Origin of the sequence: Microcoleus sp. F10-B2 (assembly GCF_036704965.1) — a bacterium.
Classification (GTDB): Bacteria; Cyanobacteriota; Cyanobacteriia; order Cyanobacteriales; family Microcoleaceae; genus Microcoleus.
Genome location: NZ_JAUBTB010000054.1, coordinates 1 through 17,172, shown reverse-complemented (window position 1 = coordinate 17,172; position 17,172 = coordinate 1). Strand labels below are relative to the sequence as shown.

General features: G+C 44.7%; 22 protein-coding genes and 1 pseudogene. 10 read left to right on the top strand and 13 right to left on the bottom strand.

Translation table 11 applies throughout. The annotated features are described in order from the left end of the window. Positions 1–3: 3 nt before the first annotated feature. The 3 genes from QUA99_RS20620 to QUA99_RS20610 form a co-directional block, all read right to left on the bottom strand. Entirely contained in the window at positions 4–246 is a 243-nt protein-coding gene (locus QUA99_RS20620) for a hypothetical protein (RefSeq protein WP_333240224.1), read from the bottom strand. Next, on the bottom strand, positions 247–1,638 hold the full coding sequence (locus QUA99_RS20615; protein WP_333240222.1) for a malic enzyme-like NAD(P)-binding protein: 1,392 nt from the start codon (positions 1,636–1,638) through the stop codon (positions 247–249). A gap of 898 nt (positions 1,639–2,536) precedes the next feature. Continuing rightward, the gene (locus QUA99_RS20610) at positions 2,537–2,932 is read right to left on the bottom strand and encodes a hypothetical protein (protein ID WP_333240220.1); all 396 of its coding nucleotides are present in this window, start codon (positions 2,930–2,932) and stop codon (positions 2,537–2,539) included. A gap of 267 nt (positions 2,933–3,199) precedes the next feature. Between QUA99_RS20610 and QUA99_RS20605 the strand changes: the two genes are divergently transcribed. Beyond that, positions 3,200–3,367 carry a hypothetical protein gene (locus QUA99_RS20605; RefSeq protein ID WP_333240218.1) on the top strand — a complete coding sequence of 56 codons (168 nt, stop codon included), beginning with the start codon at positions 3,200–3,202 and terminating at the stop codon, positions 3,365–3,367. A gap of 72 nt (positions 3,368–3,439) precedes the next feature. Further along, the gene (argS, locus tag QUA99_RS20600) at positions 3,440–5,197 is read left to right on the top strand and encodes an arginine--tRNA ligase (RefSeq protein ID WP_333240216.1); all 1,758 of its coding nucleotides are present in this window, start codon (positions 3,440–3,442) and stop codon (positions 5,195–5,197) included. Positions 5,198–5,205: 8 nt separating this feature from the next. Here argS and QUA99_RS20595 read toward each other — a convergent pair whose 3' ends face one another. The 7 genes from QUA99_RS20595 to QUA99_RS20565 form a co-directional block, all read right to left on the bottom strand. After that, the gene (locus QUA99_RS20595) at positions 5,206–5,565 is read right to left on the bottom strand and encodes a ParE family toxin-like protein (RefSeq protein WP_333240214.1); all 360 of its coding nucleotides are present in this window, start codon (positions 5,563–5,565) and stop codon (positions 5,206–5,208) included. Beyond that, on the bottom strand, positions 5,562–5,819 hold the full coding sequence (locus tag QUA99_RS20590; protein WP_333240212.1) for a hypothetical protein: 258 nt from the start codon (positions 5,817–5,819) through the stop codon (positions 5,562–5,564). Before QUA99_RS20590 ends, QUA99_RS20595 begins: the two co-directional genes overlap by 4 nt. A 218-nt stretch (positions 5,820–6,037) precedes the next feature. Beyond that, the gene (locus QUA99_RS20585; RefSeq protein ID WP_333240210.1) at positions 6,038–6,880 is read right to left on the bottom strand and encodes a YheC/YheD family protein; all 843 of its coding nucleotides are present in this window, start codon (positions 6,878–6,880) and stop codon (positions 6,038–6,040) included. A 43-nt stretch (positions 6,881–6,923) separates the two neighbouring features. After that, positions 6,924–7,370: a nucleic acid-binding protein gene (locus tag QUA99_RS20580; RefSeq protein ID WP_333240208.1), complete on the bottom strand. Its 447-nt coding sequence runs from the start codon at positions 7,368–7,370 to the stop codon at positions 6,924–6,926. Next, entirely contained in the window at positions 7,367–7,717 is a 351-nt protein-coding gene (locus tag QUA99_RS20575) for a hypothetical protein (RefSeq protein ID WP_333084760.1), read from the bottom strand. The genes QUA99_RS20580 and QUA99_RS20575 overlap by 4 nt, the downstream gene beginning before the upstream one ends. An 87-nt stretch (positions 7,718–7,804) precedes the next feature. Beyond that, complete coding sequence (locus QUA99_RS20570; protein WP_015176948.1) at positions 7,805–8,494, bottom strand: ImmA/IrrE family metallo-endopeptidase; 690 nt, start codon at positions 8,492–8,494, stop codon at positions 7,805–7,807. Positions 8,495–8,509: 15 nt separating this feature from the next. Then, entirely contained in the window at positions 8,510–8,833 is a 324-nt protein-coding gene (locus QUA99_RS20565) for a helix-turn-helix domain-containing protein (protein WP_172189318.1), read from the bottom strand. Between the two features lie 254 nt (positions 8,834–9,087). Here QUA99_RS20565 and QUA99_RS20560 point away from each other — a divergent pair, with 254 nt between their 5' ends. From QUA99_RS20560 to QUA99_RS20535, 6 genes are all read left to right on the top strand, one after another. Then, a complete protein-coding gene (locus tag QUA99_RS20560; protein WP_006634886.1) occupies positions 9,088–9,354 on the top strand; it encodes a hypothetical protein in 267 nt (88 codons plus the stop codon). 114 nt (positions 9,355–9,468) lie between these two features. Continuing rightward, positions 9,469–10,173, top strand: coding sequence for a hypothetical protein (locus QUA99_RS20555; protein ID WP_333240206.1), 705 nt, complete (start codon positions 9,469–9,471; stop codon positions 10,171–10,173). Positions 10,174–10,232: 59 nt separating this feature from the next. After that, entirely contained in the window at positions 10,233–10,601 is a 369-nt protein-coding gene (locus QUA99_RS20550) for a hypothetical protein (RefSeq protein ID WP_333240204.1), read from the top strand. 56 nt (positions 10,602–10,657) lie between these two features. After that, positions 10,658–11,635 carry a hypothetical protein gene (locus QUA99_RS20545; protein WP_333240202.1) on the top strand — a complete coding sequence of 326 codons (978 nt, stop codon included), beginning with the start codon at positions 10,658–10,660 and terminating at the stop codon, positions 11,633–11,635. A 76-nt stretch (positions 11,636–11,711) separates the two neighbouring features. Then, entirely contained in the window at positions 11,712–12,791 is a 1,080-nt protein-coding gene (locus tag QUA99_RS20540) for a hypothetical protein (protein WP_333240200.1), read from the top strand. 362 nt (positions 12,792–13,153) lie between these two features. Continuing rightward, positions 13,154–13,435: a YiaA/YiaB family inner membrane protein gene (locus QUA99_RS20535; RefSeq protein WP_015176943.1), complete on the top strand. Its 282-nt coding sequence runs from the start codon at positions 13,154–13,156 to the stop codon at positions 13,433–13,435. 95 nt (positions 13,436–13,530) lie between these two features. Here the strand turns inward: QUA99_RS20535 and QUA99_RS20530 are convergent, their stop codons facing one another. The 3 genes from QUA99_RS20530 to QUA99_RS20520 all read right to left on the bottom strand — a co-directional run bounded on the left by QUA99_RS20530 (position 13,531) and on the right by QUA99_RS20520 (position 14,718). Next, positions 13,531–14,001: a ferredoxin gene (locus QUA99_RS20530; RefSeq protein WP_333240198.1), complete on the bottom strand. Its 471-nt coding sequence runs from the start codon at positions 13,999–14,001 to the stop codon at positions 13,531–13,533. Positions 14,002–14,081: 80 nt separating this feature from the next. Beyond that, the gene (locus tag QUA99_RS20525; protein WP_333240196.1) at positions 14,082–14,468 is read right to left on the bottom strand and encodes a DUF1257 domain-containing protein; all 387 of its coding nucleotides are present in this window, start codon (positions 14,466–14,468) and stop codon (positions 14,082–14,084) included. 40 nt (positions 14,469–14,508) lie between these two features. Beyond that, positions 14,509–14,718 carry a DUF2997 domain-containing protein gene (locus tag QUA99_RS20520; RefSeq protein ID WP_015176940.1) on the bottom strand — a complete coding sequence of 70 codons (210 nt, stop codon included), beginning with the start codon at positions 14,716–14,718 and terminating at the stop codon, positions 14,509–14,511. Positions 14,719–15,325: 607 nt separating this feature from the next. Here QUA99_RS20520 and QUA99_RS20515 point away from each other — a divergent pair. Both QUA99_RS20515 and QUA99_RS20510 read left to right on the top strand, forming a co-directional pair. Continuing rightward, positions 15,326–15,496, top strand: a complete 171-nt coding sequence (locus QUA99_RS20515; RefSeq protein WP_333240194.1) for a hypothetical protein — start codon at positions 15,326–15,328, stop codon at positions 15,494–15,496. A gap of 89 nt (positions 15,497–15,585) precedes the next feature. Then, positions 15,586–16,775, top strand: a pseudogene (locus QUA99_RS20510) (RNA-guided endonuclease InsQ/TnpB family protein). Positions 16,776–17,172: the final 397 nt, after the last annotated feature.

The following is a 17,172-nucleotide window of genomic DNA, read 5'->3' as shown; positions in this document are numbered from 1 at the left end:
GATTTAACGGATGGATGTTGAGGAAAAAAACAAGATGGGGAAACAAAAATGAGCAATAATCAACGGGGAGGAGAAAAGAGGGAATGAGAAGAAACCAGAAAAATCACAAAAGAAGAAGTACAAAACTGGTACAAAGACCATTAATTTATACATGGTATCTTCCCTCCAACCTTCTTCCTTCTTCCTTCTTCCTTCTTCCTTCTTCTTTCTTCCTTCTTCCTTCTTCCTTCTTCCTTCTTCCTTCAATTAATCGCGGGCAATACCTTCGGATCGGGCTGCCAACTGCACTGCACCGGCGACAGCAATGGCAACTCTTTCGTCAAAAACAGATGGTATAATGTGTTCTTTGTCAAGCTGGGAAGGGCTAACTAAAGAGGCGATCGCATAAGCTGCTTCCAAATACATAGTGGTCGTAATCGTGGCAGCTTTGCAGTCCAAAGCACCTCGAAATATCCCCGGAAATGCCAAAACATTGTTAATTTGATTTGGGTAATCGCTGCGTCCGGTTGCTACGATCGCCGCATCTTCCACAATTAATTCTGGCTGAATTTCGGGAATGGGATTTGCCATTGCAAAAACAATGGGATTCTCGGCCATCGAACGCACCATGGATCGGGTGAGCACGCCGGGGGCGCTGACGCCTAAAAATACATCGGCACCGGCGATCGCATCTTCCAAAGTACCGCTCGAAGCCACAGCAAATTCTAGTTTTTCGGGGTTCATATCCGTGCGGTCTTGGGAGAGGACGCCTTTGGAGTCGCACATGATGATGTTTTGGGCACCTGCTTTACGCAGCAATCGGGCGATCGCAACTCCGGCCGCACCGGCTCCGTTAATCACTATACACACTTCTGCGATGGTTTTTTTGACAATTTTCAAGGCATTAATTAATGCTGCCAAACTGACAATCGCAGTGCCGTGCTGGTCGTCATGAAAAATGGGAATATCTAAGGTTTCCCGCAATCTTGCTTCAATTTCAAAGCAGCGGGGAGAAGAAATATCTTCAAGGTTAACGCCGCCAAAAACCGGGGCGATATTCTGCACTGTGCGAATAATTTCCTCGGTATCTTGGGTGTTCAAACAGATAGGAAAGGCGTCAATGCCTGCAAATTCTTTAAATAGCATGGCTTTGCCTTCCATGACTGGCAGTGCGGCGGCAGCGCCGAGGTTTCCCAGTCCCAAAACGGCGCTACCGTCGGTAACAATGGCAACAGTATTGTTTTTAATTGTGAGGTTGTAAACTTGTTCGGGGTCATTGGCGATCGCAGTGCAGATGCGGCCGACTCCAGGGGTGTATGCCATTGCCAAATCTGACTGGCGTTTGAGGGAAATTTTGCTAATTACGCTGATTTTTCCGCCGCGGTGCAAATTGAAAGTGCGATCGTACACGTCCATCACTTTGATATCTGGCAATCCTTTCACTGCTTGGACTATTTCTTCGCTGTGTTCGGTGCTGGAGGCATCGACGGTGATATCGCGAACTGTAGTGGCGCGGGTTTGCTCGATCAAGTCGATTTGGCCGAAGTTGCCGCCGACAGATGCGATGGCGCTGGTGACTCTGGCTAGCATTCCAGGCTTGTTGGGCAGAGCAACGCGAATTGTTAAACTAAAGCTGGGGTTCGGTGTCAGTTTTACCATGATGCCTTGATTTGAGATTGGAGATTTCTGAATTTAGATTTTAGATTGAATCTCTCATTTTATCTATAAATTTTCATTATTAAAATTTTTAAGTTAAATTTTTCACAAACTCTGTTTGCTGGTGGATGCGATCGCACTGCTATTCCAGCGTGCCACCGCGAAACTCATCCTCTTTTTTTTAGTTAATCTTTGCTCTGTGTATGGCTTGTGACTCGCCCACAAACAACTTATTTTCTGTCAAGTACCCCGCGAACCGTGAATCTGAAATACGGGGCTAGAAACCCGGTTTATACAAAAACTTTGCGTTAGTAACGAGAAATATACGAATCAACCGCGTTTCTCAGGTAAAGGTGCGCAAGTCTTATCTATTTTGGAGAATATTTCTGCTTATTATGAACACGAGCAGATATTTCGCAAAACTCTATTTTCCAGCGATAACGCCTAATTCCTGCTGCCGTCTTTTGAAGCGAGATGCCCAGAAGGGTTGGTGCGGCTCTTTGGCTACCGACTTTGCGGGTACAAATGTAGATGCACCGCTGTTTGAGCCTGCTGGTAAAAATCAGATCGACCGATCGCATCGACTGACAAGCGGGTATTTGATATATATATTGCCTGCTTGTTTAACACGGGAACATCTCATATTTGTAAAAACACTTCTTCGGGATCCTTCCTTCTGCCTCCTGCCTCAAAACTGAGATTTCTAGCTTGGCTGCTTTGATTGAGATGCTCCCGTTTAACACTTACCTTCGATAGCGAGTGCCACCTGGCAAACGAGCGAATTACCTGCACCCTTTGCCCGAAAATTCTAGGGAATGTAACTAATAGACAATCTACCCCGCGCCGACACAGGGACAGGTTCAGCCCAGCGTGGACATTTGCTGGTTGCTAACTGTCAATTTTATCGATCGGCCGCAGCATCGGCCCATATAATTGTAAAGAATTTGCAAGCCAGACAATCCGGGGGAACTTTTTCTAAGTCTTGCAGATCGACCGATTTCTCTGCTTCGCTGCCGGCGGGAACTATGCACAGGGCAACTTGTCCGACTCCAGCCATGAGTTCGCCAACTCGCTCCAAAATACTGTCGATTTTTTCAATTAGTTGCTCTGCTGCATCCAGACTTGGCGCGATGATGAAAAAGGTTTTGACTCCATCGGGACAAGGGGCGAAGCCGAGGGTACACTCTCCTAATAGTGCTTGGGTGGAGAGACTGAAACCGTCGTAGAAGCGATCGATTACTGCTTGATAAAAGGCTTGGGTCAGGGAACGATCGCCAAAAATAGGTTGAGGTAACATAACTACTTCCTTTCGTAGGATTTTTGGGAGCCTTGAAAAAATTTTAACATACCTTAATGTAAGGGATTTAACAAAATTATTTAGCGATCGAGATCATGGACTTGATGTGACATTTTTAAATTTGTGTAGCGATCGCAACTGTGATAAAATGTAGTCTGTGTTAGCACTGCCACTGATTTCGATCGCGTCAGCACCTCAAAGCTAAGTACAAAATTTCCTAGTAGCTGGGGAGAGGGCCAGAGGGCCAGAGGAGGAGGGAGCATCTCAATGAAAGCAGTTAAGCTAGAAATTGGAGTTTTAAGGCTCTCTTGCTGCGAGGCCCGAGGCAGGAGGAAAGAGAAAGAAGGAAAGAGGAAGAAGGAAGGAGCCAGAAGAAGTGTTTTTACAAATATGAGATGCTCCCGAGGAGGAGAGGGAGAGAGGGAAATTACGTAAGTAGTAAGAGTATTATTGGCAAAAAGTGCTGAATCTAGAGTTTAAAATAAACATCCAATCAAAATATTAAACATGAACTCGATCGCCCAACAGTTAAAAGCAAGATTTGAAAAAGCATTCACCGCGGCATTCGGCGAAAGTTATGCAGGTGCAGATCCGATGCTAGCAGCCGCCACCAATCCCAACTTTGGGGACTTTCAGTGCAACGCGGCAATGAGTTTGGGGAAAAAGTTAGGAAAGCCCCCGCGGGCGATCGCCTCAACAATCATCGAAAACCTAGATATTACCGACATCTGCGAAACCCCAGAAATCGCCGGGCCAGGTTTTATCAATTTGAAGCTGAAACCGGCTTATTTGGAAGCGCAAATTAGTGCTATCGCCGGCGACTCGCGTTTGGGGATTGAACCTGCGAAAACGCCTCAGACAATCGCGATCGACTTTTCGAGTCCGAATATAGCCAAAGAAATGCACGTCGGACACTTGCGATCGACAATCATCGGAGATGCGATCGCCCGCATCCTCGAATTTCAAGGCCACGACGTACTCAGAATCAACCACATCGGCGACTGGGGCACCCAATTCGGAATGCTGATCGCATACTTGCGCGAAGTTCACCCCGAAGCCCTCACAACCGCTGACGCCCTAGATTTAGGCGATTTAGTCGCATTTTACCGCCAAGCAAAACAGCGCTTCGACGCCGACGAAACCTTCAAAGAAACCGCCCGCCAAGAAGTAGTAAAACTGCAAGCAGGCGCCGAAGACACCCGCCGCGCTTGGAAATTGCTGTGCGATCAATCGCGCCGCGAATTTCAAGTAATTTACGACTTGCTCGATATCCAATTAACCGAACGCGGCGAATCGTTTTACAATCCATTATTGCCCGCAGTAGTCGAAGATTTAACCAATCTAGGTTTGCTAGTAGAAAGTGACGGCGCGAAATGCGTTTTTGTAGACGGTTTCACCAACAAAGAAGGCGAACCGCTGCCGCTAATCGTCCAAAAAACCGACGGCGGCTACAATTACGCCACAACAGATTTAGCAGCAGTGCGCTACCGGATACAAAAAGACAATGCAAAGCGCATAATTTACGTCACAGATTCGGGACAAGCCAACCATTTCGCCCAAGTATTTGCAGTAGCCAGAAAAGCCGGTTGGATTCCTGAAGATGTCGAAATTGTGCACATTCCCTTTGGTTTGGTATTGGGCGAAGACGGCAAAAAACTCAAAACTCGTTCTGGGGAAACGGTGCGGCTGCAAGATTTGTTAGATGAGGCGATCGTCCGCACGCGCCAAGATTTAGAAGAGAGATTAAAAGCCGAGGAAAGACAGGAAACTGAGGAATTTATTGCTAACGTATCTCGAACAATTGGTTTGAGTGCGGTTAAGTATGCCGATTTAAGTCAAAACCGCGCCAGTAACTATATTTTCAGTTACGACAAAATGCTCGCATTGCAAGGAAATACCGCTCCTTATATGCTGTATGCTTACGTGCGCGTGCAGGGAATTCGCCGCAAAGGTGAAATTAATTTTGATAACTTAGATGCTGGTGCGAAAGTAATCTTGCAATCTGATTCCGAGTTGGTATTGGCAAAGCATTTATTGCAGTTGAATGAAGTTGTGAATGCTGTTGGCGGCGATTTGTTGCCGAATCGAATTTGTCAGTATTTGTTTGAATTGAGTCAAAAGTTCAATCAATTTTTTGAGCAGTGTCCGGTTTTGAAAGCTGAGGAACCGTTGCGGACTTCGCGGTTGATTTTGTGCGATTTGACGGCGAGAACTTTGAATTTGGGTTTGGAGTTGTTGGGGATTAAGGTCTTGGAAAGAATGTAAGTTTTTAACTATTGTGAAACAGGCAAGATTCCAGGCGATGTAGGGGCGGGTTCGCTAACAATAATTGCCTGAAACCAACCATCTCGAAAACCCGCCCCGGCCTGATTACTAGAAAAACGTTTATAATCATCGTGGTTTCCAATCCAAAACCATGTCACGGTATCTCCTTGTAAAATCCCCACTGGTAGATAGCCGCGCGTGATTCTCGCAGACCAGATATTTTCTTCCTGGTTGATGCACTTGAAGTACAAAGCTCGATGAAAGGGATTTTCCAGCCAGAAACGATAAGCTTTTCTAGCTTGCTCTTTTACTCTACTGTCAAGAGAATTGTATTTTTCCCAAAAGGAAGGAAGGGTGGCAGAATTCATAACTCATTGAGTCTCATTTCCTCTGCCTTTCCTTCAGCAATTTCTTGTTTTGCGCGTTGGGCAGCAGCCACAAGTTGCGGTTGCGTTTTCTGGAAAGATTCGTCCCATTGAAGCTCATCTTTTAAGTCTGCGATATACTCTTTCAAGTATTCTGCTACTTGTTGCTGTAAAGTTTCTGGCAGAGACTGCATCATCTCGATCGCTGCATCAATGCCTTCCCACAGTTCAGAAAGCGGTACAGTCTCTCCTGTCATTGCTTCGTGCCATCCTTGACGAAAACAGTCTTCGGCTGACTTCAGCGGTTCCTCATCAGCAAGAACGATAATGCGAACTCTGCGATCGGCAAATTTTTCGGATAGGGCGAGAATCTATTCCCAAGTTCCCTCTAGTTCTAACATTTCTGATGTCATGGCTTTTACTTTTTGTGAGATTGGGATTTAGTTAATTGTAGCGCCTCTCTAAAATCGAGCATTTACGGCTTTTTGTTAACAATCAAGCTCTCCAGAATTCCTTTAAACATTGTTACGACAATTTGGCGATCGTTATCTCTGACAAAAATATCGTAATTAGGACTTGAGTTAATTTCAATTAACCAATATGCTCCGTTTTTATCTAGTGCTATGTCAAGCCCAGCATAATTAATCGCAATTTCTGCAAAAACAGGTTTAACAAAATCTTCAATCTCCGACATGATAGTGGGGTTAATTATATGTTTGGCTTTTGCACCTTCCCAGTGCAGCGGGCTTAAATTCCCCGCAAATTTAGCCTGAGATTTGTCTTTATCGTACAGCAAAACTAGCTTTTCTTTGCAGAATACAGCCCGATATTCGTGGGCAATTTCGATATATTCTTGAGCGAGCGCCACATAGTCATAATCTTTGCTGTTGACATTAAATATAATTTCTAGGGCTGCTTTAATTTGCTCTCTACTTTCACACAAAAAAACATTGTTGCCACCAGCACCGCGATTTCTTTTGAGAATCACCGGGAAAGCGAATTTTTTTTTGACTTCTAAAACTATTGATTCAATATCTGGGAAACTCAAATACTTTTTATACTTCTCCTCGCAGCGAGGCGAGACAAAGCCGAGAGTTCTGGGAGTATTTATTTTGCCGTTTAATAGTTGATAGGTATATTCTTTGTCTTTAAAAATCTCTGCTAATGACGCGCTGTTAAATGGCGTCATGTAATTGACAAAATAATATTCTTCGCCGCCCTGTTTTAGTCTAATCAAGTTTTGGGAAGGATGCAGGATTTCGTAAGGTATATTTAATTCCTCACAAGCTGCCAGCAGGATTTGAATATTGGTTAGCATAAAATGTAATTTGAATTGTAAATTTTAACTTTAGTATCCACCATTACTCAATATCCCGCCACTCGCGAGCATCCACAAATCTCGACAAATGCCCCACATTTGTTGTAGCAATAACAACCGCTTCTCCACCTTCAACAATCAGCAAAGCTTGAGCTGCTAAAATCACATCTCCATCAAGTTCTTTGGGGTCTGCTGTCGGCATTCCTGTCTGGCGCGATGTCGCCCACAACTGAGCCGCCTTGAGTATTGTAGGTGTCGTTATTGGCAAGTATTCAAGCCTCTCTTTCCAGTCATCAAGCCGTCTAACTCCTGCCAGTTTATTTGCACGCAGCAACTCTCGCCTCACCTCATAGTCGGCTATCTCAGGTAAAATCACCCTGTAACCTTTGAGCAACAAAGAGCGCACCCACATCCGACATTCCACTGTCACAGCCGACCCTTTGGGATTTGTTAATGTTCCTAAAGGACCAGCATCTAATAATACAATCATTGTTTTTGAAATAAAAGTCGCTGGGATGACAGGCGGTCTTCATCTAATACTTTTTGCAAGTATTCAAATGTCTCTGTCTGTTCCTCAGCGTCTCCTTCTTCTGCCCATTTATCTAACCACTCAATTGCAGCTAGATTTATCTCCATTTGTTCTTCTTTTGTTCGGGAAGGAAGCACAGGTGATGGATTTTTATTGACTAAATTTAGCCAATAAGTTAACCGCAGATCTACTACTTCCGTAATTATCGCTTTCAGTTCTTCAACGGTTAAGTCCGATACTCGTTTGGTTTGGAGAATTATCGCTTGCAGTTCTTCAACTGTCAAGTCTGCTACTCGTTTTGTTTCCATTTTGCAGCCTCATTATTTCAATCTAATTTTAAATATCTGAGATTGGAGAACCGATCGCAATTCTCTCATCTCAAATTTCATCAAATTTTATCCAAACAACCGCTGCTGTCCGTTGGCCGCGTCTTTCCCGGCATAAATCTCGCGCGTTCCCTTGGGAATGTAAATCCAATCGAATTCTTGCAAGCGGTTTGTCAAATTGGAAATGCTCACTCCCAATTCATCTCTCATTTTGTATAAATGCGACCACTTAGTTAAATCACGTCCCTGTCTTTTTTCCTCCAAAATACACCGAGGCATCAACAAACAGCTTGCAAAATATTGCGCTTGCCATTCGATCGACAAAACCTTATTATCAGCACTCGCACCCCGACAAACAAACGGTTCCTCGACATCCTGGGCGGTTTTTCCTCGATCGCCTAAGTTTAATTCCAACTGTTCCACAGTCCCGTCTGCTTCGTCTTGATTGACGTGCAGCACCCAGTGGCCGATTTCGTGGGCGATCGTCGATTCGATGAAACCCGGCGGTTTTTCGAGAATCTGTTCGTTGATTTCGATTAACCGCTGCTGCGGCAAAATCCTCGCCGCGATCGCACCTTCTTCATCCGGCTCAATGCACTCCCAAACTACGCCTAAATCCAGAAAATCAGCAACCGTTGTCGCATCAAAAGGCCATCTCGGAGCAAAATTTTGCGTTTTCTGCATCTGCATTAAGATGTCATTTGCCAAACGCTCGATCGTTTCTTTGGGATAGAAGCAATACGGCTTAAAAATACTCACTATGAGGGGCCTCTCTTACGCTTCAAAAGACTGTTTGAGCCAATCTGGATTTTCTTGCATCCGGCGGAAAAGAGCCTGCATTTCCTTCGGATTCTGCTTCAGCAGCGCTTCGTACTGCTGCGGCAGCCTCCCCGCCAAGAAAATCAATTCCTCTTCGTTTATGTCTAGATTCCGCGCTAATGCTCGGATTACGTCCTCTTTTGGCGCATAATCGGCTCGATCGTTCTCCAACTTCGACAAATAAGTAAAATCCACACTTAGCATAGCTGCTAGCTCACGTTGTGAGTAAGCTTTGTCCTTGCGAGCTTGACGGATCAGTCTTCCAAATGTTTGTTCCACGGTTTTTTGCCTCCTGACAAGCATTCTAGCCTGTTTTGATGAAAAGTTCAACAAAATACTTGACGGGAAAATCAACCCGCGCTACCATGATATTAGTTGACGGTTTAATCAACCCGCCAAGCCTGACTGGTAGGGTTAAGAGTGCAAATTAGCCTAGCTCACACGCTACATATAGCGTCGTCAACTTCAGAGGAGTGAGAAGCGCTGGGCATCAAAACGCTTGTACGCAGCAAATAAGGAGGAGCAGATCGCAAATGCTGAGAACCTGGACAGACACGCATTACAAGCTCGAAGACGATGACTGGCTATACATCGCCACCCACGAAGAACAAAGCTCAGCCTCACTGGTTTGTCCCGGCTACGCGCGGGATGGCGAAGGCTTCAGCATCCACTTCACCCCAGCGCACCTAGAAACGTTAGAGCATTTGCTCGCCGCGCTGCGGATTATCAAAGCTCAACAAGAGGCGATGCTTGAGTATACCTATCCTGAACCAAAAGCGACAACACATCTCATTAGGTAATGGAAGGAAGAATGAAGAAGGAAGAAAAATAATTCGATTGTTGTGAGTTCCCAATTCCTAATTACCGATTCCTAATTGTCAGAACATAAATCAATAACTAAGGAAAAACGAACAATGACTACTAAAACACAAGAAAGACCTACATTTTCAGTATTTGGTGCCAAACCGAGCAATGCTTTACTAGTACCAGAAATCCCGATCGCAGTGCGTAACAATTGCCAAAGCGGCCAATGGGCGATCGGCGACACCGACTACGGTTCCAAGTGTTCCATGACAATCCTCAAATTCTCCAAATTCTTCGGCAGTTTAGGTCAAACTTCCCACACATTGTGGGGTCAACTGTGGTTTATCGCAGAAACCGGCGAATTGCCACAAGGAGTTGTCATGGTGACATACATCAAAAACCGCAGCTTGAACGATTTTAACCGTTTGGTAGCATCAGTTCAATCTCGCGGCGTAGAACCTGCAACCGGGATTTTTGTTCCCGAATTTGTCAAGCATTCCGGTCAGAAACCAGACGACAGCGGAGTAGTAAAACCGATCAACTACTACAGCTTGAAATGGTCTTGGAACGAACGGAAAGATTGGGCGGTTATCGACCAAGCCGCAGCAGTTTTGTCCGATTCTAGCAATCAATCGCGGATGATTGACTTAGAAGGAACAAAAGCTATGGTGTGTTTAGATAACCTGCCGGCGCAGCAAGTTGCCTGCTTGATGGCTGCTCACGCTGGCGGTGAAAACGATGCTATGGCTTTGAATTCCAACGGCAGTATGTCGCTACCGCCAGCCGAAGAGCAATTAACTGCTGACTTGTTCTAATTTTGTTGTAAAGGCGCGATTTAATCGCGCCTTTACCATAACTGTTATAACAGAGTGAAATGAAGAAATTAACCAAGCTGAAAACCAAACCAAACCTGCAAGAAAGCCGTTTGAAAGAGAATCTTGAGCTGCTAGACCAAATTCGGACAGATGCAGTTAACGACATCGAAAGTCTCACCGAAGACTTCCAGCACATGACTTTAGTTGCCGAATCAGTTCAGCGGAATTACCGAGCTTTGTTAGCCGAAAATCAATTGCTAAAAGGCACACTTTTAAGTATAATTGATGAGTGCGGCTGCTGGGAAGGAAATCGGTGCGATCGCTGCTGGAAAATTCTCAGAACTCTAGCCAGCGCCAATCCCGAAGAAAAACCCGACGCAGCCAGAAAATACCGTTCCATTCTCAGCCAACTCCGCAACTTAGAATAACTGAAAACGTTTCACTAAAAAATCTCGACAAGTTAGAATCAGGAGAAGCAAACATTATGACCATAGCAACTGCCAAGGATAGCAAAGCCCAAATTTTGCAAAACTTTCAGCAGATTTTAGCAGACAAAAAAAAGATCGAATCCAAAGTCGAGACCAAAGAACAGTCAGCCGAAAAAGCCAAAAACAAACAACTCCTCGAAGTCGCTTCCACCTACACAATTGACAGCATCGTCAAAGGCTTGGCTGACTTGCAATTAGATTTCGGCAGCACCATCAGCGGACTTTCCGAAAAACTGAAGGCGGAATCTTCAAAATTAGACGAATTAAAACGCGCGATCGAAATTGAAGCGGCACAATTGCAAGAGTTGCAGCAAATCAGAGTTGTAGCAGATGCCCTCCACATTTTAACTCAAGAGCACCGAGAAAAATTGACCCTGCTGGAACAAAACGCCGCCAACCAGCGCGAAATAATCGAAAAAGACACGACCCAAAAACGCAAGCTTTGGGAAAAAGAACAGCAAGAATTTGATGCCGCAGTTCAAGAAGAGACTGCACTCATAACTAAAAATCGTCAGGAAGAAACAGCCGATTACCAATACGAATTACAGCGCAGTCGCCAAATCGAAACCGACGAATACGAAGAAACGAAGCGTAAACTAGAACGGCATTTGCAAGAATCTACCCGCGAAAAAGAAAAAAATTGGGTGGAACGGGAAAAAGTCCTCAGCGACAATCAAGCAGAGTTTGAAGAGAATCAAAGAAAAGCCGCCGGATTTGAAGAAGAACTCAAACAGGCTTATGTCAAAGCCAAAGAAGAAGCAATTCAAGAAGTTTCCCGCGAAGCTAAAGTCAAGGCAGATTTAGTGGAGAAAGAGTGGGAAAGCACTAAGCAAGGATATGAATTGAAAGTGCAATCTTTGCAGCAGACTATTGAGCGACAAACCGAACAAATTGCCGAAATTTCCGCGCAACTGCAAGCCACGATGAAGCAAGCGCAAGATTTGGCAATGAAAGCTTTTGCCAGCAAAGCTTAAAACTCAGTAGGGTGTGCAATACATACCTTACGAAAAAATGACATAAATTTTCCCCGCTATTAAGAAATGAAAAGTCATGAACAAAAAAGTTAGCGACAAAAGCACCAAGGCTGAAATCTTAGAAGCGTACAAGGAAGCAGCGCAAGCAAAAGCGCAGCTAGAATCGCAAATCCAACAGCTAAACGCTTCCCAAAAGCAAACAGCAGCCACTGAAAAACCTATTGTGGAGGCACCAAAACCAATGGCTTTAACTCAAAATCAACAAAAAATGCAGTCCACAATCGATAATTTGATTTTGCTGCAATTTGGCTTTGGCGGCGCTGTCAGCGAGTTGTCTGAGAAATTAACTTCAGAAGCTGCTAAAGTCGAAGAATTGCGGCGCACTGTGGACGAGGAAATTCAACAACTGCAAGAGTTGCACAGTTTAGAAGATGTTGCAGAAGATACGCTGGACAATTTAATTCAACAGTACGAAGAAAGCGCGAAAAGTTTTGCTGGGGAACTCAGCGAACAGCGCGAAACCGTTGAACAGGAATTGTTGGAACGCCGGCAAGCTTGGCAAAAAGAGCAGGAACTGCAAAAGTTGACCGTTAAAGAACGCAATGAGAATCAACAAAAAGCTCGCCAGCGCGATGAAGAATTGTATAATTACGATTTGAATCTTCAGCGAAATCTGGACATCGAAGAATACCAACAGCGCCAGAAAAGGCTGTATCAAGAAATCGAAGAGTTTCAGCAAGAACAGGAGAAACAGTGGGCGGAACGCGAAAAATCTATTTCGGAACGAGAAAAACTTTATGCTGAGGTGAAAGCGAAGGTAGAAGCTTTTCCGAAAGAACTGGAAGCTAATATCAAGAACGGGAAAGATAACGGCCGCAATATTGGCAATTACCAAGCTAAAGTTAAGGCTGATTTGTCTGCTAAAGATATTGAAGGGCAAAAGCAAAATTATGAACTGCAAATTCAAGGGATGTTGCAGACAATTCAAAATCAAGATGCGCGCCTTGCTAGCTTGTCGAAACAACTGGATTCTGCTTTGAAACAGGTTCAAGATTTGGCGGTGAAGGCAATTGAAGGTGCGTCGAATTTGAGTTCTTTCCAAGCAGTCAGGGAAATTGCGATCGAACAAGCGAAGACTCAGCAGAAAAATAAGTAGATCTAACTCGGCGGTTGAAACCGGGGCTATACAAACGAAGTAGATAAGACCCGGCGGTTTCAACCGCTGTCGAGAGTCAAACGAAGTCTGCGGAGGCCGACTGGGAGAAGTAAGGTGCTCTTCGGCGCACCTTACGCTATTTTGAGAAAAAACAAGCTTTCCTTAGTGGAGTTTTCAAACTGTCCACTCGCTGCAAGTCTTCCTTGAGCCTTAAACCCTATCTACAGCGTTCTAGTTTTTAGTAAAAAGCCCGATCGCACTGTTCACTTATCGAAACTGTCCCTTCCTCTCCTGACCGCTTCACTCACGCTTTCTATGCTTTAAGTTAATCCACCAAAAGATATATTTGATCTAGAGGCACTATGCAGAAACAAATCATACGCCAAAAAGATACTAATGCTTGGATACTTCAGTGCTGGGTTTCTTTTATTCTTGCCCTTTCCGCAACTACTGTAGGTATCATTTATTTACAGGTAGACCCCTGGCAGAAAGCTTTTATGGGTATGGGTTTAACTTTTTCAGTCGGCTCGTCTTTTACTTTAGCAAAAACGATTCGCGATAACAACGAGGCATCAACATTAACCGCCAGAATCGACGAAGCTAGAGTTGAGAAAATTCTCGCTGAGCACCATCCTCTCAAATAAACCTTAATTATACAATGTATACAAAAAACAGCCCGCGCGGGCTGTTTTTGTTGTTTGATCCACAGGTTTCAAGCTGCGGATGGGAATTGGGGATTTCAAGGGCTACCTTTGAACTTGCGATCGCCCAATTTAGCTTTTTTCCGCTGGCGACCGCGGGCCCGAATCGTCGCATACTCAAGGGGAAAGCCAACGACAGGAATCACCTGATCCTTGCGTTCCTCTTCCAGATTCTTGAGTTCGGTGTAATCAACCCAGTGAATGCAATTCACCGGACAAGTATCGATCGCCTCAGCAATCAACTCTTCAGAATCCCCGTCTTGTCGAACTACGCGCGATCGACCGTAATCCGGTTCAATATAAAAAGTATTGCGAGCAACGTGAGCGCAGTGCTTGCAGCCAATGCAGGTAATCTCATCAACATAGACACCTTTTTGGCGCAACAGGCCGCCCAATTCCGGTTCCAAACCAGAGCGATCGGGCGCATCCCGCAAAAAACCTCCCAACTCCGGCTCTAAACCAGAGCGGTCGCTTGCTGTATCTATTCCGAGTCCAGAAAGCTCAGACATTTAGACCCCCACAAGAGTAAATAAGTCCGCAGAGGCGGACTTTGATGAGACAAGATTGTTGCAAAAATCTCGCAAAACTATTAAGCGCACCAGCGCTGCACCACCAAGCGGAGCGAACCGTCTTGATTTTGCTTTTGCTCAGAAACTTGGAAACCCTGCTTAGCGCTTTCATTCACCACAGTATGGTAAGCGTAGCGCTGAGTCACCTTATTCAGAAAACGGTCTACAGACCAAGCTTGCTGCCAAAACTGCAAGTCAGCCACCAATTCATACTCAGTCCCGTTCCAGCTAAAACCTACGTCGTAGCCGTTTTCTTGCTCAATCACCACCTCAGCGGTGCTGGTTAGGCCGCGATAGCCGCGCACCTCAGTCGGGCCCGACTTCCAGTCGATACCCAAGTCAGTTAAAGCAGCTTCCAAAGAATTCAAATTGCGGATCTGGGTCTTAATTTGGCTAAAGTGTGACATGGTGATTCCAAAAAAATTTAAGTGAACTCAACAAAAAAAATTACCAATCGCTAAAAGCCACTTGGGCCGTCGCTTCGGCTGACTGATGCAGCGCTTGCGTGAAATACTCAGATGTTGACTCTTGATGAAGCACCACGCCGAGCTGAGCTTCAATTGCAGCCGTTACCTCAGCGCAGGAAGCACCGACAATGCCGGTGACTGTTTCCTGTACGCGACCATCTGGATAGATCACAAACTCTAGTGTTTCCATAGTTCGGGCTGACTGAATAGGAATAGTGAGATCAGACACCGACACCAGCAAGCCAGGGACGATGCCTCCTGAAGTAGCTTCTTGAGAGTTGGCTGACTGGCAAAGCGCTATATCAATTTTGACTAATTGATAGGTTTTGAGTCACAACTTAACAGAACTTATTAATAGGTAGAAGCAATACATCAGTGGTATGTAAAGTTTCGCGTAGATCGTGACATCAGTCAAGTCATACATGAGTGACGAATATTAGCAACGGCTATTTGGGATTGATCCTCGGGGAGGGAGGATGGATCGCGAGATAGTAGGCCGAGGGTAAGGTACCGTGTGCTTCGCCCTATGGATAGTAAGCTTTTGGGCATCTAAATTTTATTTTTCGGGCGGGTGGGACACCCAAAAAGAATTCTATCGAAAGTGACGGTAAAACTTAGATGCCTCTGGGCTTATCTTTGCGTAAGTTTTGTAAACGTAAAATACGATCGCGCTTTAGATACCAACTTCTTAAAAAAGTCGGGGTTCTGGGTATTCTGTTTTTCCGGCGGAATTACTTATCAATTATTTTTAATTGATAATCCAGGATTATCAAACTTTGGAGTCTAAAATCGATCGAATGACGCAGGATTATCTAAGCAAGAGAGAAAAACTGGCTTTAACGATCGGAGTAGTTGGCCAAGGACATCATTACATCAAAGGATTTGGCAACCTCAGCGACACCGTTTCTGCTATTCCTAATGCTGGTACAATTTACCAAAAAATTGGGTCTAAAGCCCCGTCCTTCTAGGACGGCTTTAATTTCCACTTATTGCAAATAATTGTTAAATATACGTATTTTGTAACTAAAAGCTTTCGCAAAAGTGATAAGATTTTGTCATGATAGTTCTAGAGTTTAAGTTGAAAGGCAAAGCCGAGCAATATCGGGTCATCGACGAGACGATCAGAACAGCTCAATTTGTCCGAAACAAAACTCTTAGATATTGGATAGACAATCAAGGAGTTAAGCTAATTGATCTGTACAAACAATGCGCCATTATGGCAAAAGAGTTTGAATGGGCAGGCAAGCTTAACTCAATGGCACGTCAGGCTTGTGCCGAACGTGCCATTTTTGCTATCCAACGTTTTTTCGCTAATTGCAAAGCAAAAACACCAGGCAAAAAAGGCTACCCAAAGTTTAAGAAAAATACTCGCTCTGTCGAATACAAAACATCAGGATGGCTGCTTTCTGCCGACAAAAGATGTTTGACATTTAAGGACGGCTTTGCTGCTGGAAAGTTCAAATTAGTCGGTAGTCGGGATTTGCATTTCTATGCACCCGATGAAATTAAGCGAATCAGAGTTGTGCGTCGTGCCGACGGATACTACGCACAACTTTGCATCAATGTGGAGCGAAAAGAGGAACTTATTCCGACTGGTAAAGCTATTGGAATAGACGTGGGATTGAACCATTTCTATACCGATAGCGATGGTGAAACAGTCGCGAACCCTCGCCACCTCCGAAAAAGTGAAAAAGCTTTGAAGAGATTGCAAAAGCGAGTTTCAAGGGAAGAAGAAAAGCTCTGGCAATCGAATAAAAGCGATCGACAAGTTAGGAAGAAAGCACCTGAAGGTTAGTCGGCAGCGTAAAGACTTCGTTATAAAGACGGCGCCCGGCGCGGTAAAATAAGCGCGATTTTGTAGCCTACGAAGACCTTCAAGTACGGAATATGGTCAAAAACCATAAACTTGCTAAGTCGATTAGCGATGCAGCGTGGTCACAATTTGCTCAATGGTTAGAGTATTTTGGAAATGTGTACGGCAAAACAGTAATTGCTGTTCCACCTCAATACACCTCGCAAGATTTTTCAAGTTGTGGCAATACTATCAAGAAAACGCTATCAACCAGAACCCATATTTGCGATAGCGGTGCGACGTTAGATCGTGACTACAACGCAGCTCGCAATATTTTGGTTAAAGGGTTGAAGCAAGCAGGAATTAATTTGAATTTAAATACGGTGGGGCACACCGAAATCAACGCTTGGGGACAGACCGATCTCTACTCTTTGATGGCAGCAAAACAGAGATAAGTTCGACTGATTGATCCAAGAATCCCCGCGCCTTCAAAGCCGGGGAGTGTCAACTTCACTACACGGCGCAGGAAATGTATGCAGATCTAGCAGAAATCACGCTGCTGAGCGAACCCGGTCAAAGCTACGAATACTCTAACTTTGGCATGGGCTTGTTAGGACGAGATCGATGGCTGAAACCCTTGCTCTGATTACCTCTGCCCTGCCTCCTGCCTCCTGCCTCCTGCCTCCTGCCTCCTGCCTCCTGCTATAGCAATCCTAAATGATTTTCTAGACCTAGAGCAATCCTAATTAATTTTTTCCGTGCAATTATATTTATGTATTTTGGGGAAATCAAATTTATGTTCGTTAGTAAAAAATTCAAACAAAAATTTGACAATCTTAAAAGACCTACATA